Source organism: Amycolatopsis sp. cg13 (assembly GCF_041346965.1).
GTDB lineage: Bacteria > Actinomycetota > Actinomycetes > Mycobacteriales > Pseudonocardiaceae > Amycolatopsis.
In genome coordinates, this window is the sequence record NZ_CP166848.1 from 7,428,821 (window position 1) to 7,452,631 (window position 23,811).

Consider the following 23,811-nt stretch of genomic DNA (forward strand, 5'->3'; position numbering starts at 1 on the left):
TCAGCTTTTCGCCTTGGCTCGGTTGGCGCCCCAGCTGGCGATTGCTATTCCGACGAGCGTCAGCACAATCAAGGCGACGAGCTGACCGGTCCATCCGCCGGGGACCCAGTCGAACGCGCCCCACAGCTGGCGTGCGTCGTGGTCGAAGAAACTGCGGATCGCGGCTTGTGCGCATACGACTGTGATGACCATGCCGACCGTCTGCACCGCTGTGTAGCCGCCCTTGCTCATGCGTTCTCTCCTCACTCGTGGTGGCTTAAGTGTGGCGGTCGGCAAGCAGCTATGCATCGGACCTGCGGAGCGACTCGGGACCGACCAAAGTCGAGGGGTGCGACTTTGGTCTAGGGCGGCGCTGTGCCGTGGGCGGCTGCACGGGATGGGCGGATCGGCGAAGATGGGCGGGTGATCGTTCCGCAGGCCAAGCTCAAGCTGTGGCAGCAGGGGTGGCGGCTGACTGCCGCAGCGCTGCTCGGTGCGTTCGCCTGGTTGACGATCGCGGCCCAGTTGCCGGAGGGGTCTGACGATCCGCGGATCGGGTGGCTGCTCTTCGGCGACCCGATCATCGGCGTCGGATGCCTGGTCGCGACCTTGTGGCGGCGGAAGTATCCGCTTTCGGTCGCGACCGGGGTGGTGATCGTCTCGGCGGTGTCGTCGTCCGCGGGAGGTGCGGCGCTGCTCGTGCTCGGGTCGCTCGCCACCCGGCGGCGGCCGCTCGAGACCGCGTTCATCGGGTTTGCCTGCGTCGCGACGGGAGCGGTCACCGAAGGTATTTACCCGCGCGGTGCGGATCCCGACCCCTGGTGGCTGTCGGTGGCGTTCATCGTGCTGATCACCGGCATCGTCGTGGCGGTCGGGGCGGCGATCGGGGCGCGGCGCGAGGAGTTGCAGTCGCTGCGGGAACGTGCGGAGAGCGCGGAACGCGAGCAGGTCGCGCGGGCGGCGGAGGCGCGGATCGTCGAGCGGCATCGGATCGCGCGGGAGATGCATGACGTCCTCGCGCATCGGGTTTCGCTGGTCGCGATGCAGGCCGGGGTGCTGGGACATCGGACGGATCTGGCACCTGACCAGGTGTCGCTGCTGGCCAAGGGGATCGCTGACGGGGCGCATCAGGCGTTGGAGGAGCTGCGGGAGGTGCTCGGCGTGCTGCGGGCGAGCCCGGGTGGGCTTGAGCCGCCGCAGCCATCGCTCGCGACTCTGCCTGCGCTGGTCGCTGATGCGCGGGCGCTGGGGGTCAACGTCGCGTACACCCCGGAATCCATCGGTACGCCGCCGGATCTGCTTGCGCGGACGGTGTACCGGATTGTCCAAGAAGGACTGACCAACGCCGGGAAACACGCACCCGGCGCGGAAGTGCGGGTCACCGTGGAGGGCGGGGAGGGCGACGGCCTGCGCGTGACTGTGCGGGATTCGGGTACGGCGAGCGGGGAGAAGCCGCCGCCGTCGGCTGGGTTCGGGTTGCTGGGGCTGTCCGAGCGGGTCGAGCTCGCCGGTGGTGAACTTGACCATCACGCGGACCCGGGCGGCGGGTTCGTGCTGACCGCGTGGCTGCCGTGGCCTGCCCGCGGCGAAGGGAGCGAGTGAGTGGACCGGGTGCGGGTCGTGATCGTCGACGACGATCAGCTGGTGCGGATGTCGTTGCGGCTCATGCTCGACGGCGAAGCCGACCTGGAGGTCGCCGGCGAGGCCGCGGACGGCGACGCCGCCATCGCCGAGGTCCGGCGGATCCGGCCGGACGTCGTGCTGATGGACGTGCGGATGCCCGGCCGCGACGGTCTGAGCGCGACCGAAGCCATCCTCAGCTGGCCGGACCCGCCGCGGATCCTCGTGCTGACCACCTTCGACTCCGATGAGATGGTGCTCGGCGCGCTGCGGGCCGGGGCGCTTGGCTTCGTGCTCAAGGACACCCCGCCGCCGGACATCCTGGCCGCGGTGCGCGCCGTCGCCGACGGGAATCCCGCGCTGTCCCCGGCGGCCACCAGCAGGTTGATCACCGCGGCGATGGGGCCGCAGTCGTCCGAGACCCGGCGTACCGCGCGGGAGGCGGCGCAGGCGCGGCTGGCCGCGTTGACCGAACGCGAACGCGACACCGCGCGGGCGATCGCGGAGGGGCTGTCGAACGCCGAGGTCGGGGCGCGGCTGCACATCAGCGTGGCGACGGTGAAGGCGCATACGAGCAGCCTGTTCGCGAAGCTGGGCGTGGTGAACCGGGTGCAGATCGCGCTGGTGGTGCGCGACAGCGAGGAGTGAGCAGTAGGCAAACCTCACTGAAAAGCCGCACGCGCGCTGGTATTCGGAAATGAGTGCGCGTTCTTCGATGGAATGCGAATTTGTCTGCCGCGAATATTCTGGCCGGGCAATTTACGCTGTTTTTCGCAGCGAATCGCCCGCGCGTTCCGCCGGTGACCGACAACCAGAACAGTCGCGGCATCCCGAAGACCTACCGGCACCTGCACGGTTTCGGCTCGCACGCGTTCAGCCTGATCAACGACGTGGGCGAGCGGCACTGGGTGAAGTTCCACCTGCGCACCCAGCAGGGCATCGAGAACCTGACCGACCGGGAAGCCGGCGCGCTCATCGGCGAGGACCGCGAATCGCACCAGAGCGACCTGTGCGGGGCCATCGAGCGCGGCGACTATCCTAAATGGACGCTGTATGTGCAGCGAGGGTGCGTGGCAGCGGCTTTTCGAAAACACGGCGCGAGAGATCAAGGGCGCGCGGAAGGAAACGGTCGAGTGGCATATCGACATCTGCGCCAAGGCGGATCCGGCTTACGGCGCCGGGGTGCGGAAGGCGTGCGAGGAGATCGGAGCCTTGTAACCGGCTCCGGTCGCTGCTGTCTGGGAGGGGACTCTGAGCCCGTCAAGGTTCCCCTCACGGACGCAGTTGTTGGCGGGAGGTCAGGCGGGCGTCTGCATGTGTTCCGGGCAGTCAGTGCGCAATTCCGTCAACTCCAACGGTTTCCGCATCAAGTGACAATGGTGCGGAGCCTTCGGATCGGCATGCTCGTTCCGCCCGAAGAACCGGCACGTCGTGCACACCCGGGCGACGCTGATCGCACCGCCGCGCTGCAGGTCCGCGATCACCCGCAACAAAGTATTCAGTGTCGTGGCCCGATCCGCTTCCGGCACCGCGGCCAGCGACGCCACCAGCTGCTGATCCCATGCCGACAGTGAGGCGGCGACTTCAAAACCGCGTTCGGTCAATGTGAGCAGGCGGCGGCGGCCGTCCGAACCGGGTGAGCGGGTGAGGAGTTCTTTGCGTTCCAGCGCGCTGATCGCGTCGGACATCGTCGGGGTGGTGACGTCGAATTCCGCGGCCAGTGCGTTCACCTCGCGGCGCGGCGCGGGGTGGCGGGAGAGCGAGAGCACCGCCTGTTGTTGCAGCGGCGAAAGACCCTGCGTGCGGGCGCTGCGCTGGGAAAGCGCGCGCAGGCCGTTCCCGAGCCGCTCGATGGCGTCGGCCAGCCGGCGGTCGAGGCCGGGTTCGTGCTCGGGCATGCGCGCCGCCTCGCGGTCAGGATTCCTTGGCGCTCATGATAAGCGACGGCACGGAAGAAGGCCGGGACCACACGGTCCCGGCCCCCTCCCTCGCCAGTTGGCTCAGACGAGTTTCTGCGCCTCGAGCAGCGCGTCCCGAAGGATCTGTTCCATTTCGTCGAATTCCGCCTGCCCGGCGATCAGCGGCGGGGCGAACTGGACGACCACGTCGCCCCGATCGTCCGGACGGCAGTAGAGGCCGCGGTCGAACAGCGCGCCCGGCAGGAAGCCGCGGACGAGGCGTTCCCGCTCGTCGGCGTTGAACGTCTCGCGGGTCGCCTTGTCCTTGACCAGTTCGACGGCCCAGAAATAGCCGTCGCCGCGGACGTCGCCGACGATCGGCAGGTCAAGCAGCTTGCCCAGGGTCGCTTCGAACGCATCCTGATTGTCCAGAACGCGCTGGTTGAGCCCCTCCCGCTCCATCAGGTCGAGGTTCGCGAGCGCGACCGCGGCCGAAACCGGGTGACCGCCGAACGTGTACCCGTGCGGGAAGCCGACTCCCGCGCCGAGGAACGGTTCCATCACGCGGTCCGACGCGATCAGCGCGGCGATCGGGCTGTAGCCGGAGCTCAGGCCCTTGGCGCAGGTCAGCAGGTCCGGCTGGAGGCCGAACTTCTCGCTGGCGAACGTCGTGCCGTGCCGGCCGAACGCGCAGATCACCTCGTCGGCGACCAGGAGCACGTCGTGCCGGTCGCAGATTTCCCGTACCCGTTCGAAGTACCCGGGCGGCGGGGTGAGGCAGCCGCCGGAGTTCTGCACCGGTTCGAGCACCACCGCGGCGACCGTGTCCGCGCCCTCGAACAGAATCGCTTCCTCGATCCGGTCCGCGGCCCAGCGGCCGAACGCCTCGAGGTCGCCGGCGAACTCCGGATGCCGGTACAGGTTGGTGTTCGGCACGCGGAAACCGCCCGGCGCGAGCGGTTCGAAGTCCTTCTTCATCGCGGGCAGCCCGGTGATCGCGAGCGCGCCGTGCGGGGTGCCGTGGTAGGCCACCGCGCGGCTGATCACCTTGTGCTTGCCGGGTTTTCCGGTCAGCTTGAAGTACTGCTTCGCGACCTTCCACGCGGACTCGACCGCCTCGCCGCCGCCGGTCGTGAAGAAGACGCGGTTGAGGTCGCCCGGCGCGAGATGCGCGAGCCGTTCGGCCAGTTCCGCCGCCGGTTTCGTGGCATAGCCCCAAATCGGGAAGTACGCTAGCTCGTTCGCCTGCTGTGCGGCGACTTCCACGAGTTCGCGGCGACCGTGTCCGGCCTGCACGACGAAAAGCCCAGCCAGCCCGTCGAGGATGCGGCGGCCGCGGTCGTCCCACACGTGCACGCCCTCGCCACGGGTGATCACCGGGACCGGCGAGTCCTGGTAATTTCCCATGCGGGAGAAGTGCATCCACAGGTGCCGGGCTGCTGCCGACTGAGTGTCCATTGTAGAGCCCCTCTCAGACGTTCTGCGGGAAGCCGAGGTCGAGTCCGCCCTGTTCGGGGCCCGGCCAGCGGGTGGTGACGACCTTGGCGCGGGTGAAGAAGTGCACGCCTTCGCCGCCGTGCGCGTGGGTGTCGCCGAACAGCGAGTTCTTCCGGCCGCCGAACGAGTGGTAGGCCACCGGGACCGGCACCGGCACGTTCACGCCGACCATGCCCGCCTCGACGTCGGCGGAGAACCGGCGGGCCGCGCCGCCGTCGTTGGTGAAGATCGCCGCGCCGTTGCCGTACGGTCCGGCGTTGATCAGCTCGATCGCATCGGCGAACGTCTCCACGCGCACGACCGAAAGCACCGGGCCGAAGATCTCGTCGGTGTAGATCGGCATGTCCGGGCGGACGTTGTCGAAGACGGTGGGGCCGACGAAGAACCCGTGGCCGTCGGCGTCGAATTCGCCCTCACGGCCATCTAGCACCAGCGTCGCGCCTGCTTCGGCACCGGCGGCGATGTAGCCGGACACCCGGTCCTTCGCCGCTTCGGTGACCAGCGGGCCCATGTCGCAGCCGCGGGTGCCGTCGCCGGTCACCAGCGTCTTGGCGCGGTCGGCGATCCGCGGCACCAGCGCGTCGGCGACGTCGCCCACCGCGACCACCACCGACACCGCCATGCAGCGTTCGCCCGCGGACCCGAAACCGGCGCTGACTGCCTGGTCGGCGACCAGGTCGAGGTCAGCGTCGGGCAGCACCACCATGTGGTTCTTCGCGCCGCCGAGCGCCTGGACGCGCTTGCCGTTCGCCGTGCCGGTCTCGTAGACGTACTGCGCGATCGGCGTCGAACCGACGAACGAAACCGCCTCGATGTCCGGGCTGTGCAGCAGCGCGTCGACCGCGGTTTTGTTGCCGTGCAACACGTTGAATACGCCTTCGGGCAGACCGGCTTCGCGCCACAGCTCGGCGAGCCAGTTCGCGGCGGTTGGCACCTTCTCCGACGGCTTCAGCACGACGGTGTTCCCGGCGGCGATCGCGATGGGGAAGAACCACATCGGGACCATGGCGGGGAAGTTGAACGGCGAGATGATCGCGACCGGTCCGAGCGGCTCGCGCAGCGAGGTGACGTCGATGTCGGTGGACGCGTTGGCCGTCGCCGCGCCCTTGAGCAGTTGCGGGATCCCGCAGGCGAATTCGACGACCTCCAGGCCGCGCGCGACTTCGCCCGCCGCGTCGGAGAGCACCTTGCCGTGTTCGGCGGTGATGATCGCGGCCAGTTCGGATGCGCGTGCGTCGAGCAGTTCTCGGAACCGGAACAGCACCCGGCTGCGCTTCGCCAGGGAAGTCTTGCGCCAGGCGGGGAACGCGGCCTTCGCGGCGGCGATCGCGGCCTCGGCGTCCGCGGCCGACCCGAGCGGCACGCGCGCGGTGACCTTCCCGGTCGCCGGGTTCGTGACGTCCCCGTAGCCGTCCGGTGCGCCTGCTGCCTCACCGCCGGCGATCCACTGGGACAGCGTCGGCACGGAATCGCTCATCGAGCCACCTTTCTTCCTGGTATTCGCCCTCTGAGGGTCCCTCCCGGACGGGTCGCGGGTAACCGACGAATCGTCGGTTTGCGCGGGCCACCCTTTACACATCGTCGGGTTATGCTGACGTCGTGCACCTGACCCTCCGAGACGTCCTCGAGCTGCCCGTGATGGCCGCCGGCTCGCCGGTCGTGCGCTCGGCGGCGGACGCGGTCGACGTGCCGGTGCGATCGGTGCACGTGAGCGAGCTGAGCGACGTCGCCGGGACGCTGACCAGCGACGTTCTGGTGCTCTCCATCGGGCGGGCGTTCACCGAGCCGGGCTTCGACGCGGTGGCCTACGTACGGTCGCTGCGGGACGCCGGTGCGATCGGGCTGGTCGTCGAGCCGGGCCAGCATCTGAAGGCGCTGCCGAATGCTCTGGTGCAGGCCGCTCGCGCCGCGCGGTTTCCGCTGGTGGAACTGCGCAGCACGGTCCGCTTCATCGAGGTGACCGAGATCGTGCACGCCCGGATCGTCAACGCGCATTACGAGCGGTTGCGGCTGGCCGAGCGCGCGCACGAGGCGTTCAGCACGGTCGGTTCGGCTTCGCAGGCGCCGGACGCGGTCCTCGCGCACGCGGCGGACTTGATCGGGCTGCCGGTCGTGTTGGAGGACCGGACGCATCGAGCGCTCGCGTTCGCTGGCGTCGGTTCGGCGGAGTCTTTGCTGCGCGATTGGCCAGCACGGTCTCGACGAGTGCCGTTTTCGGCCGCGACCGAGGTCGGTGGTCCGGAGAGCTGGATGTGCACGCCGGTCGGTCCGCCGCGCGAACGCTGGGGTCGACTGGTCGTGCCCGCGCGATCGGCGGAGCAGCCGGCCGCGTGGATGGTGCTTGAACGCGCGGCCGAGGCGTTGACCGTCGGGAAGTTGCTGGAGCGCTCGCCGCTGTCGGTGGAAATCGAGGCACAGGGCGATTTGCTGCGGGATCTGTTGCACGGCGCGGACGAGGGGTCGGTCCGCGCGCGGGCCCGGGCGTTAGGACTGGCGTCGGCGGCGTACTACGCGGTGCTGGTGTGCCGCCCGGCTCGGGCCGGGCAGGAGCGGGCGCTGCTGGACGCGGTGCTGACCAGCGACGGGATCGGCGGCGTGCTGGCCGAGGGACGAGTGGCCGCGGTCTTCCCGTGTTCTTCGGTGGCTGCGGAGAAAGCTCTGCTGGAGCGGGTGGTCGCCGGTGTTCCAGCAGGCTTGGCGGCGGCTTTCGGGGCGGCTGGGCCGGTGCGTCGGCTCGGTGAGCTACCGGCCGCGCTGCAGGAGGCGGTGCATGTCGCGGACGTCGAATCGCCTGGCGCACCTGGACTTCGGCGGGCTGGTGACTTGGGGGTGCGCGGGTTGTTGTGGTGGTTGCGGGAGCATCCGCGGCTGCATGAGTTCACTGAGGCGCAGTTGCGGCCGTTGCTGACGTTGCCGGAGCCGCGTGCTGGCCGGGCGTTCGCGACGTTGCGGGCGTTTGTCGAATCGGGTTATTCGATGACTGCGTTCGCGAAGGCGGTGAATTTGAGCCGTCCGGCGGCGTATTCGCGGTTGGCGACGGTGGAGCGGTTGCTGGGGGTAGATCTGTCCGATCCGGACACTCGGCTTTCGTTGCACCTGGCGGTTTTGGCGCATGGGCACCGGGATTCAGCTCCCGGCACCCCAGCGCAGTGACAGGCGGTCGGCGGCGCGTTCAGTGCTGATGTGCATCATGCTGCCGAGAATGGTCGCGCGGTCGATGACGACGATGGTGCCGTCCGGGGTGCTGGTGGTGCGCTCGCTGACCAGGACCGGGGTGGTGACCGGTTCGTCGAGGAGGCGGGCGAGCTTGTCGTCGAGGGCGTCCGGGCGGATGGTTTCGGCGGCCCTATCGACCACGACGTCCAGTTCGGACAGTGCACTATAGAGCGAGACTGTGGTGAAGTCCGTGTCTCGTAAGCGTTCTCCGTGCGGGGGAGCGACCCACGACACCTGATGGATCGCCCGGCGGCCGCCGAACTCGCGTACGCGCTCCAGCCGCAGGCCGGGATCGGAGGACCGGGCTTGCAGTCGAGCCGCGACGCGAGCGGGCAGCCGCCGGACGGACTGGCTGACGACTTCGGTGCGCACGACGTAACCCTGATCGCGCAGGTCCTCGGTGAAGCTGCGCAGGGAGCCCAGCTGGTACGAGGCCGGTGTCGGCGCCACGAAGGTGCCGCGGCCGGGTTGTTGCACGATCAGGGCTTCGTCGCTGAGTTCGCGCAGCGCCTGCCGGAGCGTCATGAGCGTGACGCCATAGGACGCGCTGAGCTCCCGCTGCGGTGGCAGGGCCTTGCCGGGCGCGTACTCCCCGGCGCGGATCTTCGCGGCGAGATCCGCGGCGATCGCTCGGTATCGGGCCATGCGCGTCCGTTCTGGTCCAGTCTGGCTTGACCAGCGGATTCTAGTCCAGCGCGGCGCGCAGGGTCGCGACGTACTCGCCGACCCGCGCCGGACCAGCGCCGTCGAGCACCCGGCGCATGATCGCCGCGCCGACGATCACGCCGTCGGCCACCCGCGCGGCCTCGGCGGCGTGCGCGGGTTGGGAGATGCCGAAGCCGACGAGGACCGGCAGGCCGGTAGCGTCCTTCAGTCGGGTGGCGAGGTCGATCGCGGAGGCGGGCAGGTGGTCGCGTTCGCCGGTGGTGCTCATGGACGAGACGGCGTAAACGAAACCTCGGCTCCGCGCGACGATCTCTTGTGCCCGCTCGGGTGGGGTCGCGGGGGAGACCAGGAGTGCCAGGTCGATTCCCTCCTCGATCGCGGGCATTTCCTCTAGCGGAAGATCCGGCACGATCAGGCCCTCGACTCCGGCTGCTTTCAGGTCAGCGCAGAAACCCTTGCGGACGGCCAGGTTGGCGTAAGTGCTCACTATGATCGGAACGTCCACTGTGGTCTCTGACAGTTCATTGAGGACGCTCTGCGGAGTCGTTCCGTTGGCGAGCGAGACGTTCGAAGCCTCCTGAATGGTCACGCCGTCCAAAGTCGGGTCGGAGAACGGGATGCCGACTTCGATCGCGTCCGCACCGGCTTCGGCCATCGCCGGGAGATAGTCAGTCCACTGTGGAGTAACTCCGCCGGTGATATACGGCATCAAGATTTTGCGGTCGGTTTTCATGCGCGGGACTCCTCGGAGCGGGCGATGAGCGTGGCGATGTCCTTGTCGCCGCGGCCGGACAGGGTGAGCAGCACCGTCGAGCCCGCCGGAAGATCCGGCGTACCAGCGGCTTCGGCCACCCAGGCGAGCGCGTGCGCGGATTCGAGCGCCGGGATGATTCCCTCGGTGCGAGCCAATTGCGAGGCCGCGGCGACTGCTGCTTCGTCGTTGACCGCGACGTACTGGGCCCGGCCGAGATCGCGCAGGTGCGCGTGTTCCGGTCCGACGCCCGGGTAGTCGAGGCCAGCCGCGATCGAGTGGGCTTCGAGGATCTGTCCGTGCTCGTCCTGCAGGAACAGCGACCGCGAACCGTGCAGGACCCCGGCTTGGCCAAACGTCGCGCCCGATCCGCCGATCGCCTCCACCCCGACCAGCCGCGCGCTGGTGTCGGCGAATCCCGCGAAGGTGCCCGCCGCGTTGGACCCGCCGCCGACGCACGCGACGACGAAATCCGGAGTCGCCGCGTACTGCTCGCGGGCTTCGTCGCCGATCACGCGCTGGAATTCCCGCACCATCCACGGATACGGATGCGGCCCGACGACCGAGCCGAGGCAGTAGTGCGCTTCCTCGGTCGAGCTGACCCAATGCCGCATCGCCTCGCTGGTCGCGTCTTTGAGCGTCCGGCTGCCGCTGCGGACCGGTACGACCTCCGCGCCGAGGTAGCGCATGCGGAACACGTTGTGCGACTGGCGTTCGACGTCCTGCTCGCCCATGAACACCGTGACCGGAAGGTCGAGCAGCGCGCCCGCGGTGGCCGTCGCGACGCCGTGCATCCCGGCCCCGGTCTCGGCGATCAGCCGCTGCTTGCCCATCCGCCGCGCGAGCAGCGCCTGGCCGACCGCGTTGTTGATCTTGTGCGATCCGGTGTGCGTGAGGTCTTCCCGCTTGAGCACGACGCTGACGCCGAGTTCGGCGGACAACCGCTCGGCGGGCGTCAGCGGCGTGGGCCGGCCGACGTGCCGGGCGAGCATCGTCTGGAGCTGCTCGCGGAAGCCGGGGTCGACCCAGGCTTTCTCGAACGCGTCGGCGACTTCGAGGCAGGCGGGCACCAGGGATTCCGGCACCCAGCGCCCGCCGTACTCCCCGAAGCGTCCTTTCTGGGTCGGGGTGCGCATGGGCATCTCCTTAGAGTTCTATAACTGTCTCCGCTGTTATAGAACTCTTGATGGCGGAGCGCAAGGGGCTCAGCGCTGCCGCAGGACCTCGACGCCGTCGCCGTCCATGTCGTCGAGGAACCGGGAACGGCCGGTCATCGCCATGATCAGCGCGAGCGTCGGCCCGGTCACGAGTGGTCCCGAGCCGCCGGAAAAGTCACTGTCGGTCGCCTCGAGACGGAGGCCTTGGACGCGTCCTTTGGCGAGCACGACGAGGTCGGAGCCGAGGTAGTAGCGGGCCACCGTGGTGAGGATGTCTCTTGGGTGTTCACGGCGGATCCCGAGCGGGCGGCGGATGTCCTCGCCGTGCACGACGATCTCGCCCAGCATCGCGACGACCGGCAACGGCGGTTTGGTCGTGCTGGCGACGACCCGGCGGAAGCGGGCCAGCGTGTCGGCCGGGCTGGCACCGAGGTGCTCGGCCAATCGCATCGCGACCTGCCGATCGAAGTCGAACCGGCAGCGGAGCACGCCCGCCATCCAGCGCAACGGCGTGAGCGACGCGCCCGCGGTGAGGTGGGCCAGCACCTCGCGGACGGAGAGCCCGGCGCACAGCGAAGGCGTGCTCCATCGGTCGTCGGACAGTTCGGCGAGGTCGTCAGCCAGCGCGGAGCGTTCGGCGTGGATCTGCGGCCAGGTAGTGGTCATTCCGGATCTCCTCGGTCGTGGTTGCCAGGTGAGACCGGCTGGATGCGGCAGAATCGTCGGTCGTGGGGGAATTTTCTTCCGAAGCCGAGTTCACCCGTGCGGTGGCCCCGTTGCGTGCGGAACTGCGTGCGCACTGTTACCGAATGCTCGGCTCGATCCACGATGCCGACGACGCCGTGCAGGAGGCTCTGCTGCGAGCGTGGCGCGGGCTGCCCGGGTTCGAGGGCCGCAGCGCGCTGCGCACCTGGCTGTACACAGTCGCGACGCGCACCTGCCTGAATCTCATTGAGCAGCGCGGCCGCCGCGCACTGCCGATCGACCTTGGCCCGTCGAGCGAGCAGGTCGTGCTCGAAGCTCCGCGCACCGACGTGGCCTGGCTGGGTCCGTGTCCCGATTTCCCCGCGGCCAGCTACGAAGAACGCGAGGCGGTCGAGTTGGCTTTCGTCGCCGCGTGCCGCCACCTGCCGGGCAATCAACGGGCGGCGCTCCTGCTGTTCGACGTCCTCGGGTTCTCCGCCGCCGAGATCGCCACGATGATGGAGACATCGGTGACCTCGGTGAACTCCGCCCTGGCCCGCGCCCGCCGGACCATCTCGGCGCACGTCCCCGCGCGCACTCAGCAACAAACCCTCCGCACGCTTGGCGATGCTCGCCTCCAAGAACTGGTGACCGGCTTCGCAACCGCTCTCACCAGCGGCGATGTCGACGCCCTGGTGCGCCTGCTGACCGAGGACGTCACCTGGTCGATGCCTCCGCTGCCGCATTGGTACCGCGGCCGCACCGCCGTGGTGGAGTTCGCCTATCAGGTGCCGATGACGCGATGCCCGAGCTGGCGGTTCCGGCTGACCAGCGCGAACGCCCAGCCCGCGGTCGCGTTCTACCTCGGCGGTTCGGCGACCGCCGCGCACGAGGCGTGGTCGATCACCGTCCTGACCGTGCGCGGCGACCGGATCTGCGACCTCACGTCGTTCCTCGGCGCCGAGCATTTCCCGGCCTTCGGACTGCCTGCCTCGGTCAAGCCTTAGGCGCCGCCCGCACATGCGCACGCTGGCCCTGCCGTCCGATCAAACACAAATACTCCACCGGCTCCACCGACGCCGCACCGAACCAATGCGGCACTCGGGTGTCGAATTCCGCTGCCTCGCCCGGTGAAAGCGTCATATCGTGCTCACCGAGAACCAGCCTTAACTGTCCATTGAGGACATAAGTCCACTCGTAACCCTCATGCGTTTTGGGATCCGGTTCTTGCGGTTTCCGTTGCCCGGGAAGGATGAATTTGTACGCCTGGATCCCGCCCGGGCGGCGCGTCAACGGCAGGATCGTCATGCCGTCGGCGCAGCTGATCGGGCGGAGGTGGATGCGCGGGTCGCCGGTTTGCGGGGCGTCGACCAGTTCGTCGAGGGTTACGCCGTGTGCGCGGGCCAGCGGCAGCAGCTGTTCCAGGGTGGGCCGCCGGTTGCCGGATTCCAGGCGGGACAGCGTGCTGGCCGCGATGCCGGTCTGTGCGGCGAGTTCGGCCAGTGTGACCTCCCGTTTCCGGCGCAGTTCGCGCAGCCTCGGGCCTACTGCGTCCAGCGCACGGTCGTCGTCCATCTTCCGAGTTTGACAGATTGGCAAGATTGCTTGCCAGTCTTGTCGGAGGGTTTGCAAGCTGGCAGGGGAATCAGGAAAGGAACTCCTTGTGCCGCACGCATTCGATCAGTCTTATTGGGACGAACACTGGGCAGGCGCCGCCGGGCACGCGCAGCTCGGACCGCATCCGCAGCTGGTCGAGGAGGCGGGGAAACTTCCGCCCGGGCGCGCGTTGGACGCTGGCTGCGGGGAAGGCAACGAGGCGGTCTGGCTGGCTGAGAACGGGTGGCAGGTGACGGCGGTCGACCTGTCGGAGGAGGTGCTGCGGCACGCGCGCGAACGGTCGAGCGCGGTCGAGTGGGTGCGTGCTGACCTGCTGAACTGGTCCCCGGAAGGCCAGTTCGACCTCGTCACGACCCATTACGTGCACGCTGCTGGTCCGCTGTTCGAGCGGTTGGCGGAGTGGGTCGCGCCGGGCGGGACGTTGCTGGTCGTCGGGCATCATCACGGGGAGATGCATCCGCCGGAGTCGACGATCACTGTCCACGACGTGGGGCTGGATGCTGCGCAATGGGCGATCACGGTCGCGGAGAGCCGGACGAGGAAGGTTCCGGGCGGGGAATTGCACGACACGATTCTCTGTGCCCGCAAGGTTTCTTCGCCGAGCGCGTAATCGGTGGCGGCGGCGAGCGGTTCGGTAGTGCACTGGAGTGGTGGCGGCCTATGACGAGATCGCGGATTGGTACGAGGAGGAATTCCTTCGCGCCCAGCCGGTGAACCCCGGTGCCGAGGCGTTGCGGGAACTTCTCGGCACCGGCAGCGGCGTGTGCCTGGAGCTTGGCTGCGGCACTGGCGTACACGCGGACCTGGTGCGGGAGCTGGGGTGGACGCCGATCGGCGTTGACCTGTCCGGCGGGATGCTGCGGCATGCTCGCGCCCGGCTGCCGATCGCGCAGGCTGACGCCGCGCGGTTGCCGGTTCGGGACCGCAGTGTCGCCGCGGTGGTCGCCGTGCTGGTGCACACCGACATGCCCGCGTATTTCGCCGTGCTGCGCGAGGTGGCCAGGGTGCTGCGGCCGGGCGGAGTGTTCGTGCACGTCGGCGTCCATCCGTGCTTCTGCGGCGGATTCGCCGACCGCGGCGATCCGGCCGCGGTGGTCGTCCGCCCTGGTTATCTCGACGGGCACTGGACCAAGGAATCGTGGACCGATCAGGGAATTCGCGACAAAGTCGGTGCGACGCACTGGCCGCTGCCCGAACTGCTGAACGGGTTCCTCGACGCCGGTCTGACTCTCGACCGGTTCGCCGAGAGCGGCACTCCGCTCCCGATCGTGCTGGCGGCCCGAGCCCGCACGCGCTGAAATTCGGATGCGTGCCGCCGGGAAGATCTTTATCCTGGCCATCGTGATACAGCACCAGTTCTACCTCTGAGGGACTACCGCCTCCACCGGTCCGCGCGCGTTCGCGGCACCGGCCCTCGTCCTTGCTGTTCCTCACGTTTCTTCGGAGGCATTTCCTCATGACATCTCCGCTTTCGCCTGCGCTCGTGCGCACGGCGCACGTTCGCCTGTCCGACGTCCACGTCAGCTTCGGCGGCCGTCCGGTGCTCGCCGGGGTCGATCTGGTCGCGGCGGCCGGCGACCGGGTCGCCGTTGTCGGCGAGAACGGGCGTGGCAAGACCACCCTGTTGCGCGTGCTGGCCGGGACTCAGCCGGTCGACCACGGCGAGGCCCGTCGCTCGGGCACGCTCGGTGTTGCCGATCAGCAGATTCCGTTGGGAGAAAACGAAACCGTCGGCGATCTGATCGACCTGGAATTGGCTGCGGTACGGAGTGCGCTGGCCCGCTTGGAAGCCGCGACGTCCGCGCTCGCCGAAGGACAACCCGGCGCGGACGATGCGTTTGCCGCAGCGCTCTCGGACGCCGAAGCTCTCGACGCCTGGGACGCGGACCGGCGGGTCGAAGTTTCGCTGGCCGCACTGAACGCGGTCGACGATCGAAACCGTCCACTCGGGACACTCTCCGTCGGGCAACGGCATCGAGTACGACTGGCGTGTCTGCTCGGCGCGGGACATTCCGTGCTGCTGCTGGACGAACCGACCAACCACCTCGATGCCTCCGGTCTCGCGCACCTCACCGAGCAATTGCGCGCGTACCCGGGCGTGGTGGTGCTGGTGAGCCATGATCGTGCGTTGCTCGCCGATGTCGCGACGTCGGTGCTGGACCTCGACCCGTCGAGCGACGGCCGTCCGCGCGGCTATGGCGGCGGTTACTCGGCGTATGTCGAGGCCCGGCAAGCCGAGCGGGCCCGCTGGGAGGCGCTGCACGCCGGCCAACTCGCGGAACGACAGCGGCTCGCGGAGGACCTTTCCGCCGCACAGAACCGATTGCGCGACAACTGGCGTCCGGAAAAGGGCCACGGCAAGCACACCCGTGCGACCCGGGCACCCGGCTTGGTCCGCGCTGTCCACCGTCGGCAGGAGGACCTGAACGCGCACGTGGTGGCTGTCCCGCCGCCACCGGCACGGTTCGTCATGCCGGAATTGCCGCAGCACCAGGGAGCCGTCGCGCTGCGGGCCGCCGGTGTGACCGTCGCGGGACGGCTGGACGATCCGGTCGATCTGACCCTCGGCGGCGCGGACCGGCTCGTCGTCACCGGCCCTAATGGAGCTGGGAAGTCGACGTTGCTGACGGTGCTGGCCGGGGCGCTGGAGCCGACGTCGGGCACGGTCACGCACGCGAGGTCGGTACGGATCGGCTGGCTGGGCCAGGAATCCGACCTTCCCGCGCGCCGCACCGCCGCCGAGTTGCTTGAGAAACGGTTCCCAGGCACCGACCTCGGCTTGCTCAGCGGCTACGACCGTCACCGGCCGATCGCCGAACTGTCGACCGGAGCCCGGCGGCGGCTGGATCTGGCACTGGTGCTGGCCGCGCGTCCGCAGGTCCTGTTGCTGGACGAGCCGACGAACCACCTGTCCGCGACGCTGGTCGACGAGCTGACGGCCGCCCTGCAGGAGACCCCGGCCGCGGTGGTAGTGGCCACGCACGACCGGCAGTTATTGCGCGACACGGCTTCCTGGCCGCGATTGGCGCTGTAGACCGCTCCAGTGTGGCGTTGGGTGCGCTCAACGCCACACTGGACGGCAACAACCGCGAAACATCCGCGGGGCAGGCTCGACACCATGCCGCTGCTGATCAACCGAGCCGATTTCGCGGACCCGCAGCTCCACGCCTTCCTGCAGGCCCACCTGGACGACCTGGTCCCCACCGCTCCCGCCGAGAGCCGTCACGCCCTCGACCTGGCCGCGCTCCAGCGTCCGCACATCCGGCTCTGGACCGTCAAGGACGACGACCGCATCGTCGCCACCGCCGCCCTCGTGGCGCTGGAACCCCGGCACGAGGAACTGAAAAGCATGCGCACCGACCCGGCGCGACGCGGGCAAGGCATCGCTCGCACGCTCCTCGACCTCCTGTTCCAGGACGCGAAAGACCGCGGCATCGAGCGCATCTCCTTGGAAACCGGAAGCATGGTTTTCTTCGCCCCGGCCCGCGCGTTGTACCTCCGAGCGGGCTTCGCCCCATGCGCACCGTTCGGCAGTTACCGGGACGACCCGAACAGCACCTACCTGTCGCGCCAGATCTGAACCCGCTGTCAGCGTTGACGTTGCCCGCAACCCGGCATCACTCTCGCCTGGCCGCGATCCCGTCGTACATCATCCGCCGCACGGCCTCGCTCAACCGGCGCTGTTCGTCGGGGTCCGGGTTGCGTAGCGAGGCGATCGCCGACGCCAGGATCATCCCGTTGATCGCCCGCGCGCTGTTGTCGACGTCGAGGTCCGCGCGCAGGTACCCGAGTTCCACGCCGTGTGACAGGTACGCCGCAGTCAGTTCGGTGGCCAGCTCGAAGAAGTCCAGCACCCGGGCCGCCATCGCTTTGTCGATACCGGCGGCTTCGAACAGCAGCAGTCGCGGGACGCGCGGGTCCTCGCCGAAGATCTGCGCGAGCGCGTCGCCGATCCGGGCGGTCTGCTCGCGGTAGGCGTCCAAAGTGGACACCGCGTCCGGCGCGTTCTCCGCGGTGAGCGCGGTGACGATGCGGGCGACCAGGTCGTCGATGACGTGGTCGACGATGTCCCGCTTGTTCTGGAAGTAGCGGTAGAAGGTGCCGTGCCCGATGCCGAGCTTCGTGGCGATGTCGGAGATGCCGGTGGCGTGGTAGCCGAGGTCGGCGAAGCAGTCGAAGGCCGCGTCGATGATCTCGCGGCGCAGTTCCTGCTTCTTGCGCTCGGCTCGGGTGGTGCGGGCGCTCTCCTGGGCTGTCACGCACTGCAGTGTATTGCCAAGCCCAGCAAAGTGACATACCGTTCCGTTACTGACAGGTAGTTCCGGATGAGAGGTCGGACATGGACGCGCAGTACGACGCAGTCATCGTCGGCGCGGGCTTCGGCGGCATGGGGGCGGCCATCCAGCTCCGCCGCCTCGGCTACCGCGACCTGCTGATTCTCGACCGCGAGGACGACCTCGGCGGGACCTGGCACGTCAACCGGTACCCGGGACTGGCCGTCGACATCCCGTCGTCCACCTACTCGTACTCGTTCGAGCCCAATCCGTACTGGTCGCGGCTGTTCGCCCCGGGCGCGGAGCTGAAGAAGTACGCCGAGCACGTCGCGGACAAGTACGGCCTGCGCTCCTCGATGCGCTTCGGCACGGTGGTGACCGGCGCGACCTGGGACGGGTCCAGCTGGCGGGTCAGCATCGAAGGCGGCGAGACGGTCACCGCGAAGTACCTGCTCACCGCCACCGGCTTCCTGTCGCAGCCGAAGATGCCGGACATCGAGGGCATCGAGAAGTTCGCGGGCAAGGTCATCCACACCACCAAGTGGGACGACAGCTACGACCTCGCCGGCAAGCGCGCCGCGGTGATCGGCACCGGCGCGACGGCCGTCCAACTCATCCCGGAGATCGCCAAGGTCGCCGCGGACCTGACCGTCTACCAGCGCACGCCGATCTGGGTCAGCCCGAAACCGGACTACGCGGTGCCGAAGCCGCTGCAGCAGGCGTTCGCGAAGCTGCCGCTGGTGCAGCGCGCGGTGCGGTTGGCGGGCAGTTCGGTGCTGGAGCTGATGATGATCTCCGGCGTCGTGCAGTACCGGCAGTTCCGCGGCGCCAACCGGATCGCCGAACGCTGGTGCCGCGCCCATCTGTACCGCCAGGTCCGCGACCCCGAACTGCGCCGCAAACTGACGCCGGACTACTCCTTCGGCTGCAAGCGGCCGACGTTCTCCAACGACTACTTCCCGGCCTTCACCCGCCCGCACGTGCACCTGGAGACCACCAGCATCGAGCGGATCGACGAGACCGGGATCGTCACCGCGGACGGCAAGCGCACCGAGATCGACACGCTCGTGCTGGCCACCGGCTTCAACCTGTGGGACGTGAACTTCCCGGCGATCGAGATCATCGGGCGCGACGGCAAGAACCTCGGGAAATGGTGGCGGGATAACCGGTTCCAGGCGTACGAGGGCGTGACCGTGCCCGGGTTCCCGAACCTGGTTTCGCTCAACAGCCCGTACTCCTACAGCGGCCTGTCGTATTTCACGACCATCGAATGCCAGATGAAGCACATCGACCGGTTGTTCAAGGGGATGCGCGCTCGCGGCTCGGACGTGTTCGAGGTGACTCAGCGGGCGAACGACGAGTTCCTTGACCGAATGAAGCACAAGGTCGGGCATTCGGTGTTCGCGCTCGGCCAGTGCGCGACGGCCAACAGCTACTACTTCAACCAGCACGGCGAGGCGACCCTGCTGCGTCCGACGTCGACGATCAGTGCGCACCGGGAGGCGGCGCGGTTCCCGTTGGAGGATTACAGCTTCGCGTAAGCCCGGGTGATGTGCGCCGGTCAAGGGAACCTCCGGCCCCCGATCGGCGTCGAGGTTGGCGTGAAGACTGAGCAAGACGTCATGGCCCGCCTCCGCACGCAGGCCGAACCCGTCCTCGGCAAGGGCGCGGCGGCGCGGATTCGTGCGTTCGAGAACGGCGACCTGTACGTCGAGGCGCGGACCGCTTCCACGATCTGGGCCTGGCTGGTCGACTTCCTCCTGGTCACCGGCCTGTCGGTGGCCGCGGCGGTGGCGTACTACTTCAAGTCCTACAGCGTCGACGCCGCGGTCGGGGCGAGCGTGATCGGGATCGCGGGGCTGTTTGTGCTGCCGCTGCTGTACGGCTGGTTCTACGGCAACGGCCGCGGCCTCGGCGCGCTGTGCAACGGGATCCGCCTCGTCCGGCTCCGCGACGGCGGCCGGATCGGGCTCTGGAAGGCGGGTTGGGCGATGCTGATCCGTACGCTCGGCTTCGTGATCATCGCGCTCGGGGTGCTGAACGGCGACGTCACCGTGACGAACGGGGTCCGCACGAGCATCGACGTCCGCGAGACCGACCGGCTCCGCGCGGCCGGTTTCGTCCGGAAGCCGTGAGCGGGTACCAGGTCCGCGCGGTCGCGGACACGCCGGAACAACGGCTGCGTGATTACACCGTCCGGCTGCAGGCGATCGTCACCACCCGTCGGGTCTACCGGGTGATGACGGCCAGCCTCGCCGGGCTTTTCGGCGTCAGCGGGCTCCTGGTCGGAGTGCTGGCCCACTCCGCTGCCGGAGGTTTCAGTCTGGCGGGCGGCGGCGTTTTCTTCGCGGTGCTGTGGCTCGGCGGAGTTCTGATCTGGCGCGGCAGGCCCGCGACCGAACGTGCGTTGAACCCGGGTTCGCATCCGCCCGCCGGTCGTACGCCGGGGAATCTGCGCGGGGCTTTCTCCGCCGCGGCGGGAATGGGACTCCTCGCCGCTGTCGTATGTGGACTGTCCTTTATGTCCAGCAACCCGCCGGACGCCGTGCTGAAGCTGGCGATCATCGGGCTCGGCACCTTCGCGGTGTTCGCCGTTTTGTTCGTCCCGCCCGGATACGTCTACGCCCAGTCCGATCAGTACTTCGCGAAATGGCTCAACCGCAACCGAGCGGCTTACGAGGCGGCGGCTCGGCGGCTCTAAGGCGTACGACGGCGCAGCGTCGCCGCCCCAAGAGCCAGCGCCAGCACCGCGCATCCCAGCACGATAAGGATGTTGCGGGTCAACGGCATCGTCCACTCCGCGCTGCGCGTCACCTGGGTTAGCGCTTCGACGGCGTAAGACAGCGGCATCACGTCCGAGATCCAATGCAGCACCCAGCCCATCTCGTCGCGCGGCTGGAAAAGCCCGCACAGCAACGCTTGCGGCAACACGAACAGCGGCATGAACTGCACGGCCTGGAACTCGCTCGTCGCGAACGCGCTCACGAACAGGCCCAGCGCCATGCCGAGCAACGCGTCGAGCACGGTGATCAGCAGCAGCGACCACACCGAACCGGAGACCGTCAGCCCGAGCCACCACAGGCTGACCGCCGTCGCGACCGCCACCTGCAGTACCGCGACCAGCCCGAACGCCAGCGCGTACCCGGCGAGCAGGTCGAATTTCCCGAGCGGCATCGTCATCAGCCGTTCCAGGGTGCCCGCGGTGCGCTCGCGCAGGGTGGTGATCGAGGCGATCAGGAACATGATGACGAACGGGAACACGCCGAGCAGCGCGGGCGCGATCCGGCTGAACATCTCGGCCGAGTTGAACACGAAGCGCAGCAACAACATCAGCAGTGTCGGCACGAGAACGAGCATCACGACGGTGCGCGGATCGTGCCGCAGCTGGGCGAGAATCCGGCGGGTGGTGGCGAGAGTGATCGAGACAGTCATCGCTGAGCCTTCACCAGGTGCAGGAACGCGCGTTCGAGGTCTTGTTCGCCGGTGGCCGCGCGCAGGGCGTCCGGCGAATCGTCGGCGAGCAGCGCGCCGTCGCGCATCAGCAGCAACCGGGTGCAGCGGGCTGCTTCGTCCATGACGTGGCTGGATACGAGAAGCGTGGTGCCTTCAGCGGCGAGCCGGTGGAAAAGGTTCCACAAATGCTCGCGCAGCAACGGATCCAGCCCGACGGTCGGCTCGTCGAGCACGAGCAGTTCGGGTTTGCCGAGCAGTGCGACGGCGAGGCTGGCCCGGCTGCGCTGACCGCCGGAGAGCCGGCCGACCAAAGCGTCGGCGTGCGAACCGAGGCCGACCTGTTCGATCGCGTCGGCCACCGAACGCGACGGCGCGCCCAGCACGGAGGCGAAGTAGCGCAGGGATTCGGTGACGGTGAGGTCGGCGTAGACGGCGGGCGTCTGCGTGGCATACCCGATCCGCTTGCGCAGCCGACGGCTTCCGGCGGGTTCGCCGAGCACCGTGACCGCGCCGCCGTGGGTCACCTGCACGCCGACGACCGCGCGCATCAGCGTGGTTTTCCCGCAGCCGCTCGGCCCGAGCAGCCCGGTGACCGACCCGGCCTCGACGCGGAAACTCACGTCGCGCAGCACATCCCGGCCACCCCGGACGACCCGCAGACCGTCGATGACCACCGCGGAATTAATCATGCGGTTAATTCTGCGCGCGCGGAATTTCCCTGTCAAGCGCGGGGCGGGCACCGCTCGAAGGCGGAGTCGGGCGCGTGGCTGGGAAGCGCCCCAATGTGGCATTGGGTGCATCTGACGCACCCAATGTGGCGTTCGGTGCGTTGAGCGCACCCAATGCCACATTGGGGCGGGCGGGACCTAGGGCCGGTCGATGTATTGCTGCACGGCGGGCGCGATCAACGCGAGAACCTCGTCATGGCTGGCGCGGGCGAGCGGATCGACCTGGATGACATAGCGGACCATCGCGAGCCCGACCAGCTGCGCGGCGATGCCGGTGACCCGCAGCGGCGGGATGTCGAGGGCGCCGGCGATCTTGTCCAGCAGCGCACCCTGGATGAAGCCGCGCAGCATGTCCGCGGCCTGTTCGGTGGTGGAGACCGACCGCAGCACGCCGAAGAACCCGTCGCGCGAGACCGGGGTTTCCCAGAGGGTCAGGAACAGCCGCACGAGGCGTTCGCCGACGTCGGAGCGCGGGCCGTCGAGGATCGCGGCCACCACGACGCCGGGGTCGACCGGGAGGTGCAGCGCGGTCGCGAAAACCTGGTCCTTGCTGCCGAAGAAATGGTGCACGAGCGCGGGATTCACACCCGCCTCGGCGGCGATCGCGCGGATCGTCGCGCCCTCGTACCCGTTCCGGCCGAACAGGTCCCGCGCGGCGGCCAGAATGGCCTCCCGCGTTTCGGTCTGCCCGGGGCGGCGTCCCGTCCGTGCCATCGGCGTCCTTTCGTCCTCCCCAGTATCGCGGGACCATGGGCGGTACAGCTGGCTGTACCTGACCTTTACCCCGCGCGGGATCGCCGGTCGTCCCGCCGGGGCCCTAAATTCGGCAATCCGGGAGGACCGGCGGCAGGGGGAGAGTGCGATGAACGGGGCGGCGGTGCACGAGGAAACGGTCCGGGTGCTGATTCAAGCTTCGGATCCGCTTACCGAGACGGGGATCCGGAGCTGGCTGCAGGCGAGAGCCGAGTTTTCCGTGGTCACCGACGAGGTGGACGTCATCATCGTCGCGGCCGAGCTGTTGTCGGTGGAGGCGACGTCCGCGTTGCGCGGGCTGAAGGCCACTGTGGACGCTCCGGTGGTCCTGCTCGTCGACGAGGAGACCGTGGGCGCGGCGGTGCTGACGGCGGTGGAGTGCAACGTGGTCGCCCTGCTGAACCGCGAGCGCACGTCGAGCGAGCAGCTGGCCGCCGCGGTGCTGACCGCTTCTCGCGGCGGCGGAATCCTGCCCCCGGCGGCGCTGGGGACGCTGCTCAGCCATTGCCGCCGTCCGATGGATCCGCGGCCGAAGCACAGTTCCGGTTTGACGCAGCGGGAAATCGACGTGCTGCGCCTGCTGGCCGACGGCCTCGACACCGCCGAAACCGCGGAGAAAATCAACTTCTCCGAGCGCGCGGTGAAGAAGGTGATCCACGATCTGTCGCAGCGGCTGGAGCTGCGCAACCGGACGCACGCGGTCGCCTACGCGCTCCGCAACGGCGCGATCTGAAGCGTTCAGATGATGCCGGTTCGCAGCGCGTACGCGACCGCGTGCGAACGGTTCCGCAGATCGAACCGCACCAGCAGGGTGCTGATGATGTTCTTGATCGTCCGCTCCGAATACGACATCCGGTCGGCGATTTCGACCGTGCCGAAACCGTCCGCGAGCAGGCCGAGGATTTCCACCTCGCGGCTCTGCAGCCGGTGCCGGTCGAGGAAACCCCGCGGATAGCGGGCCTCGCCCTCGCTGGCGCGGAACTCGTTCGTCAGCCTCGTCGCGCGGACTTCCTCCGGTTCCGCCGCCGGCACCCGGGCGGCCAGCGCATCGAGGATCTTCTCGCGCGTCGCGGAACCGCGGTACAGCACGGCGGACAGGCCGAAGCCGCCGAGCCTGCTCAGCTCGGCCTGGTCGATCCGGTCCGCGACCAGCACCGCGCGCACGTCCGGCGCGAGCGCCGCCCGGCGGATCCGTGCGAGGTCGAGCAGGGTTTTCTCGCGGACCTCCGGCACGATCACGAGCAGGACGTCCGCGCGCGGGACCTCGCCGGCGGCCATCACGGCATAACGGGGCGTGCCGCGCAGGTAGGCGGCGGCGCCCTCGCCGCTGATCGGGTCGTTGGCGATGATCGCCACTCGTTCGGGCAATGCGCTCATGTCAGCTCACAGACCAGTCGTTCCCGGCGGCAGCGCCGCGTCCTCCGCCTCCGCCGAGGATCCGCGATTCGGCGCGCGACATCGATCCCCCGCGCTGCCGGGCCGCGGTAGTGCCTGCGGTACCCCGGCGGCTAGCGCTAG

27 protein-coding genes and 1 pseudogene are annotated in these 23,811 nt (G+C 68.8%); 14 read left to right on the forward strand and 14 right to left on the reverse strand.

From position 1 onward, the window contains the following. Positions 1 to 231, reverse strand: coding sequence for a hypothetical protein (locus tag AB5I40_RS34900; protein ID WP_370934430.1), 231 nt, complete (start codon positions 229 to 231; stop codon positions 1 to 3). 171 nt (positions 232 to 402) lie between these two features. Here AB5I40_RS34900 and AB5I40_RS34905 point away from each other — a divergent pair, with 171 nt between their 5' ends. The 4 genes and pseudogenes from AB5I40_RS34905 (at position 403) to AB5I40_RS34920 (ending at position 2,817) form a co-directional block, all read left to right on the forward strand. Next, the gene (locus AB5I40_RS34905) at positions 403 to 1,581 is read left to right on the forward strand and encodes a sensor histidine kinase (RefSeq protein ID WP_370934431.1); all 1,179 of its coding nucleotides are present in this window, start codon (positions 403 to 405) and stop codon (positions 1,579 to 1,581) included. Next, complete coding sequence (locus AB5I40_RS34910; RefSeq protein WP_370934432.1) at positions 1,582 to 2,247, forward strand: response regulator; 666 nt, start codon at positions 1,582 to 1,584, stop codon at positions 2,245 to 2,247. Between the two features lie 170 nt (positions 2,248 to 2,417). Continuing rightward, positions 2,418 to 2,660: pseudogene (locus tag AB5I40_RS34915) on the forward strand (catalase); the annotation flags it as partial. Next, positions 2,653 to 2,817 carry a catalase-related domain-containing protein gene (locus AB5I40_RS34920; RefSeq protein ID WP_370934433.1) on the forward strand — a complete coding sequence of 55 codons (165 nt, stop codon included), beginning with the start codon at positions 2,653 to 2,655 and terminating at the stop codon, positions 2,815 to 2,817. The pseudogene AB5I40_RS34915 and the gene AB5I40_RS34920, both read left to right, overlap by 8 nt. Positions 2,818 to 2,897: 80 nt before the next feature. On the opposite strand, the gene AB5I40_RS34925 is transcribed toward AB5I40_RS34920, so the two are convergent. The 3 genes from AB5I40_RS34925 to AB5I40_RS34935 form a co-directional block, all read right to left on the reverse strand. Further along, positions 2,898 to 3,497, reverse strand: a complete 600-nt coding sequence (locus AB5I40_RS34925; RefSeq protein WP_370934434.1) for a MarR family winged helix-turn-helix transcriptional regulator — start codon at positions 3,495 to 3,497, stop codon at positions 2,898 to 2,900. Positions 3,498 to 3,599: 102 nt separating this feature from the next. Then, a complete protein-coding gene (locus tag AB5I40_RS34930; RefSeq protein ID WP_370934435.1) occupies positions 3,600 to 4,955 on the reverse strand; it encodes an aspartate aminotransferase family protein in 1,356 nt (451 codons plus the stop codon). 13 nt (positions 4,956 to 4,968) lie between these two features. Further along, a complete protein-coding gene (locus AB5I40_RS34935) occupies positions 4,969 to 6,471 on the reverse strand; it encodes a CoA-acylating methylmalonate-semialdehyde dehydrogenase (protein ID WP_370934436.1) in 1,503 nt (500 codons plus the stop codon). Between the two features lie 122 nt (positions 6,472 to 6,593). Between AB5I40_RS34935 and AB5I40_RS34940 the strand changes: the two genes are divergently transcribed. Then, entirely contained in the window at positions 6,594 to 8,147 is a 1,554-nt protein-coding gene (locus AB5I40_RS34940) for a PucR family transcriptional regulator (protein ID WP_370934437.1), read from the forward strand. Here the strand turns inward: AB5I40_RS34940 and AB5I40_RS34945 are convergent. From AB5I40_RS34945 to AB5I40_RS34960, 4 genes are all read right to left on the reverse strand, one after another. After that, entirely contained in the window at positions 8,121 to 8,855 is a 735-nt protein-coding gene (locus AB5I40_RS34945) for a GntR family transcriptional regulator (protein WP_370934438.1), read from the reverse strand. The genes AB5I40_RS34940 and AB5I40_RS34945 overlap by 27 nt on opposite strands. A 40-nt stretch (positions 8,856 to 8,895) precedes the next feature. Continuing rightward, the gene (gene trpA / locus AB5I40_RS34950) at positions 8,896 to 9,609 is read right to left on the reverse strand and encodes a tryptophan synthase subunit alpha (protein ID WP_370934439.1); all 714 of its coding nucleotides are present in this window, start codon (positions 9,607 to 9,609) and stop codon (positions 8,896 to 8,898) included. Continuing rightward, positions 9,606 to 10,769, reverse strand: coding sequence for a tryptophan synthase subunit beta (trpB, locus tag AB5I40_RS34955; protein ID WP_370934440.1), 1,164 nt, complete (start codon positions 10,767 to 10,769; stop codon positions 9,606 to 9,608). The genes trpA and trpB overlap by 4 nt, the downstream gene beginning before the upstream one ends. A gap of 63 nt (positions 10,770 to 10,832) precedes the next feature. Next, positions 10,833 to 11,450 carry a maleylpyruvate isomerase family mycothiol-dependent enzyme gene (locus AB5I40_RS34960; protein WP_370934441.1) on the reverse strand — a complete coding sequence of 206 codons (618 nt, stop codon included), beginning with the start codon at positions 11,448 to 11,450 and terminating at the stop codon, positions 10,833 to 10,835. A gap of 62 nt (positions 11,451 to 11,512) precedes the next feature. Between AB5I40_RS34960 and AB5I40_RS34965 the strand changes: the two genes are divergently transcribed. Next, positions 11,513 to 12,475 (forward strand): sigma-70 family RNA polymerase sigma factor, encoded by a 963-nt coding sequence (locus AB5I40_RS34965; RefSeq protein WP_370934442.1) that lies wholly within the window; start codon positions 11,513 to 11,515, stop codon positions 12,473 to 12,475. On the opposite strand, the gene AB5I40_RS34970 is transcribed toward AB5I40_RS34965, so the two are convergent. After that, positions 12,465 to 13,043 (reverse strand): helix-turn-helix domain-containing protein, encoded by a 579-nt coding sequence (locus tag AB5I40_RS34970; protein WP_370934443.1) that lies wholly within the window; start codon positions 13,041 to 13,043, stop codon positions 12,465 to 12,467. The two genes, AB5I40_RS34965 and AB5I40_RS34970, sit on opposite strands and share 11 nt — an antisense overlap. 88 nt (positions 13,044 to 13,131) lie before the next feature. On the opposite strand from AB5I40_RS34970, the gene AB5I40_RS34975 reads away from it, so the two are divergent. The 4 genes from AB5I40_RS34975 to AB5I40_RS34990 all read left to right on the forward strand — a co-directional run bounded on the left by AB5I40_RS34975 (position 13,132) and on the right by AB5I40_RS34990 (position 16,665). Continuing rightward, positions 13,132 to 13,695: a trans-aconitate 2-methyltransferase gene (locus AB5I40_RS34975; protein WP_370934444.1), complete on the forward strand. Its 564-nt coding sequence runs from the start codon at positions 13,132 to 13,134 to the stop codon at positions 13,693 to 13,695. Between the two features lie 40 nt (positions 13,696 to 13,735). Beyond that, positions 13,736 to 14,383, forward strand: coding sequence for a class I SAM-dependent methyltransferase (locus AB5I40_RS34980; RefSeq protein WP_370934445.1), 648 nt, complete (start codon positions 13,736 to 13,738; stop codon positions 14,381 to 14,383). Positions 14,384 to 14,541: 158 nt separating this feature from the next. Next, complete coding sequence (locus AB5I40_RS34985; RefSeq protein WP_370934446.1) at positions 14,542 to 16,119, forward strand: ABC-F family ATP-binding cassette domain-containing protein; 1,578 nt, start codon at positions 14,542 to 14,544, stop codon at positions 16,117 to 16,119. Between the two features lie 84 nt (positions 16,120 to 16,203). After that, on the forward strand, positions 16,204 to 16,665 hold the full coding sequence (locus AB5I40_RS34990) for a GNAT family N-acetyltransferase (RefSeq protein ID WP_370934447.1): 462 nt from the start codon (positions 16,204 to 16,206) through the stop codon (positions 16,663 to 16,665). A 37-nt stretch (positions 16,666 to 16,702) separates the two neighbouring features. Here AB5I40_RS34990 and AB5I40_RS34995 read toward each other — a convergent pair whose 3' ends face one another. Then, positions 16,703 to 17,344 (reverse strand): TetR/AcrR family transcriptional regulator, encoded by a 642-nt coding sequence (locus tag AB5I40_RS34995; protein WP_116201039.1) that lies wholly within the window; start codon positions 17,342 to 17,344, stop codon positions 16,703 to 16,705. Positions 17,345 to 17,424: 80 nt separating this feature from the next. Between AB5I40_RS34995 and AB5I40_RS35000 the strand changes: the two genes are divergently transcribed. From AB5I40_RS35000 to AB5I40_RS35010, 3 genes are read left to right on the forward strand one after another with little or no spacing between them, the layout of a single operon-like run. Further along, entirely contained in the window at positions 17,425 to 18,900 is a 1,476-nt protein-coding gene (locus AB5I40_RS35000; protein ID WP_370934448.1) for a flavin-containing monooxygenase, read from the forward strand. A gap of 60 nt (positions 18,901 to 18,960) precedes the next feature. After that, on the forward strand, positions 18,961 to 19,494 hold the full coding sequence (locus AB5I40_RS35005) for a hypothetical protein (RefSeq protein WP_370934449.1): 534 nt from the start codon (positions 18,961 to 18,963) through the stop codon (positions 19,492 to 19,494). Next, the gene (locus AB5I40_RS35010) at positions 19,491 to 20,060 is read left to right on the forward strand and encodes a hypothetical protein (protein WP_370934450.1); all 570 of its coding nucleotides are present in this window, start codon (positions 19,491 to 19,493) and stop codon (positions 20,058 to 20,060) included. Before AB5I40_RS35005 ends, AB5I40_RS35010 begins: the two co-directional genes overlap by 4 nt. On the opposite strand, the gene AB5I40_RS35015 is transcribed toward AB5I40_RS35010, so the two are convergent. The 3 genes from AB5I40_RS35015 to AB5I40_RS35025 form a co-directional block, all read right to left on the reverse strand. Beyond that, the gene (locus AB5I40_RS35015; RefSeq protein ID WP_370934451.1) at positions 20,057 to 20,791 is read right to left on the reverse strand and encodes an ABC transporter permease; all 735 of its coding nucleotides are present in this window, start codon (positions 20,789 to 20,791) and stop codon (positions 20,057 to 20,059) included. The genes AB5I40_RS35010 and AB5I40_RS35015 overlap by 4 nt on opposite strands. After that, positions 20,788 to 21,501 (reverse strand): ABC transporter ATP-binding protein, encoded by a 714-nt coding sequence (locus tag AB5I40_RS35020; protein WP_370934452.1) that lies wholly within the window; start codon positions 21,499 to 21,501, stop codon positions 20,788 to 20,790. Before AB5I40_RS35020 ends, AB5I40_RS35015 begins: the two co-directional genes overlap by 4 nt. Before the next feature lie 177 nt (positions 21,502 to 21,678). After that, complete coding sequence (locus tag AB5I40_RS35025) at positions 21,679 to 22,254, reverse strand: TetR family transcriptional regulator (protein WP_370934453.1); 576 nt, start codon at positions 22,252 to 22,254, stop codon at positions 21,679 to 21,681. 148 nt (positions 22,255 to 22,402) lie between these two features. Here AB5I40_RS35025 and AB5I40_RS35030 point away from each other — a divergent pair, with 148 nt between their 5' ends. Then, positions 22,403 to 23,026 (forward strand): LuxR C-terminal-related transcriptional regulator, encoded by a 624-nt coding sequence (locus tag AB5I40_RS35030; protein ID WP_370934454.1) that lies wholly within the window; start codon positions 22,403 to 22,405, stop codon positions 23,024 to 23,026. A 5-nt stretch (positions 23,027 to 23,031) separates the two neighbouring features. Here AB5I40_RS35030 and AB5I40_RS35035 read toward each other — a convergent pair whose 3' ends face one another. Further along, positions 23,032 to 23,670 carry a response regulator transcription factor gene (locus AB5I40_RS35035; protein WP_370934455.1) on the reverse strand — a complete coding sequence of 213 codons (639 nt, stop codon included), beginning with the start codon at positions 23,668 to 23,670 and terminating at the stop codon, positions 23,032 to 23,034. Between the last annotated feature and the right edge of the window lie 141 nt (positions 23,671 to 23,811).

Excerpts from the sequence above, each read along its gene's own strand:
- AB5I40_RS34945 (WP_370934438.1), bottom strand. The coding sequence starts at position 8,855 with ATGGCCCGATACCGAGCGATCGCCGCGGATCTCGCCGCGAAGATCCGC.
- AB5I40_RS35035 (WP_370934455.1), bottom strand. The coding sequence starts at position 23,670 with ATGAGCGCATTGCCCGAACGAGTGGCGATCATCGCCAACGACCCGATC.
- AB5I40_RS34900 (WP_370934430.1), bottom strand. The coding sequence starts at position 231 with ATGAGCAAGGGCGGCTACACAGCGGTGCAGACGGTCGGCATGGTCATC.
- AB5I40_RS34970 (WP_370934443.1), bottom strand. The coding sequence starts at position 13,043 with ATGGACGACGACCGTGCGCTGGACGCAGTAGGCCCGAGGCTGCGCGAA.
- AB5I40_RS34990 (WP_370934447.1), top strand. The coding sequence starts at position 16,204 with ATGCCGCTGCTGATCAACCGAGCCGATTTCGCGGACCCGCAGCTCCAC.
- AB5I40_RS35030 (WP_370934454.1), top strand. The coding sequence starts at position 22,403 with ATGAACGGGGCGGCGGTGCACGAGGAAACGGTCCGGGTGCTGATTCAA.
- AB5I40_RS34920 (WP_370934433.1), top strand. The coding sequence starts at position 2,653 with ATGTGCAGCGAGGGTGCGTGGCAGCGGCTTTTCGAAAACACGGCGCGA.
- AB5I40_RS35015 (WP_370934451.1), bottom strand. The coding sequence starts at position 20,791 with ATGACTGTCTCGATCACTCTCGCCACCACCCGCCGGATTCTCGCCCAG.
- AB5I40_RS34930 (WP_370934435.1), bottom strand. The coding sequence starts at position 4,955 with ATGGACACTCAGTCGGCAGCAGCCCGGCACCTGTGGATGCACTTCTCC.
- AB5I40_RS34925 (WP_370934434.1), bottom strand. The coding sequence starts at position 3,497 with ATGCCCGAGCACGAACCCGGCCTCGACCGCCGGCTGGCCGACGCCATC.
- AB5I40_RS34985 (WP_370934446.1), top strand. The coding sequence starts at position 14,542 with ATGACATCTCCGCTTTCGCCTGCGCTCGTGCGCACGGCGCACGTTCGC.
- AB5I40_RS35020 (WP_370934452.1), bottom strand. The coding sequence starts at position 21,501 with ATGATTAATTCCGCGGTGGTCATCGACGGTCTGCGGGTCGTCCGGGGT.
- AB5I40_RS34935 (WP_370934436.1), bottom strand. The coding sequence starts at position 6,471 with ATGAGCGATTCCGTGCCGACGCTGTCCCAGTGGATCGCCGGCGGTGAG.
- trpB (WP_370934440.1), bottom strand. The coding sequence starts at position 10,769 with ATGCCCATGCGCACCCCGACCCAGAAAGGACGCTTCGGGGAGTACGGC.
- AB5I40_RS35000 (WP_370934448.1), top strand. The coding sequence starts at position 17,425 with ATGGACGCGCAGTACGACGCAGTCATCGTCGGCGCGGGCTTCGGCGGC.
- trpA (WP_370934439.1), bottom strand. The coding sequence starts at position 9,609 with ATGAAAACCGACCGCAAAATCTTGATGCCGTATATCACCGGCGGAGTT.
- AB5I40_RS35025 (WP_370934453.1), bottom strand. The coding sequence starts at position 22,254 with ATGGCACGGACGGGACGCCGCCCCGGGCAGACCGAAACGCGGGAGGCC.
- AB5I40_RS34960 (WP_370934441.1), bottom strand. The coding sequence starts at position 11,450 with ATGACCACTACCTGGCCGCAGATCCACGCCGAACGCTCCGCGCTGGCT.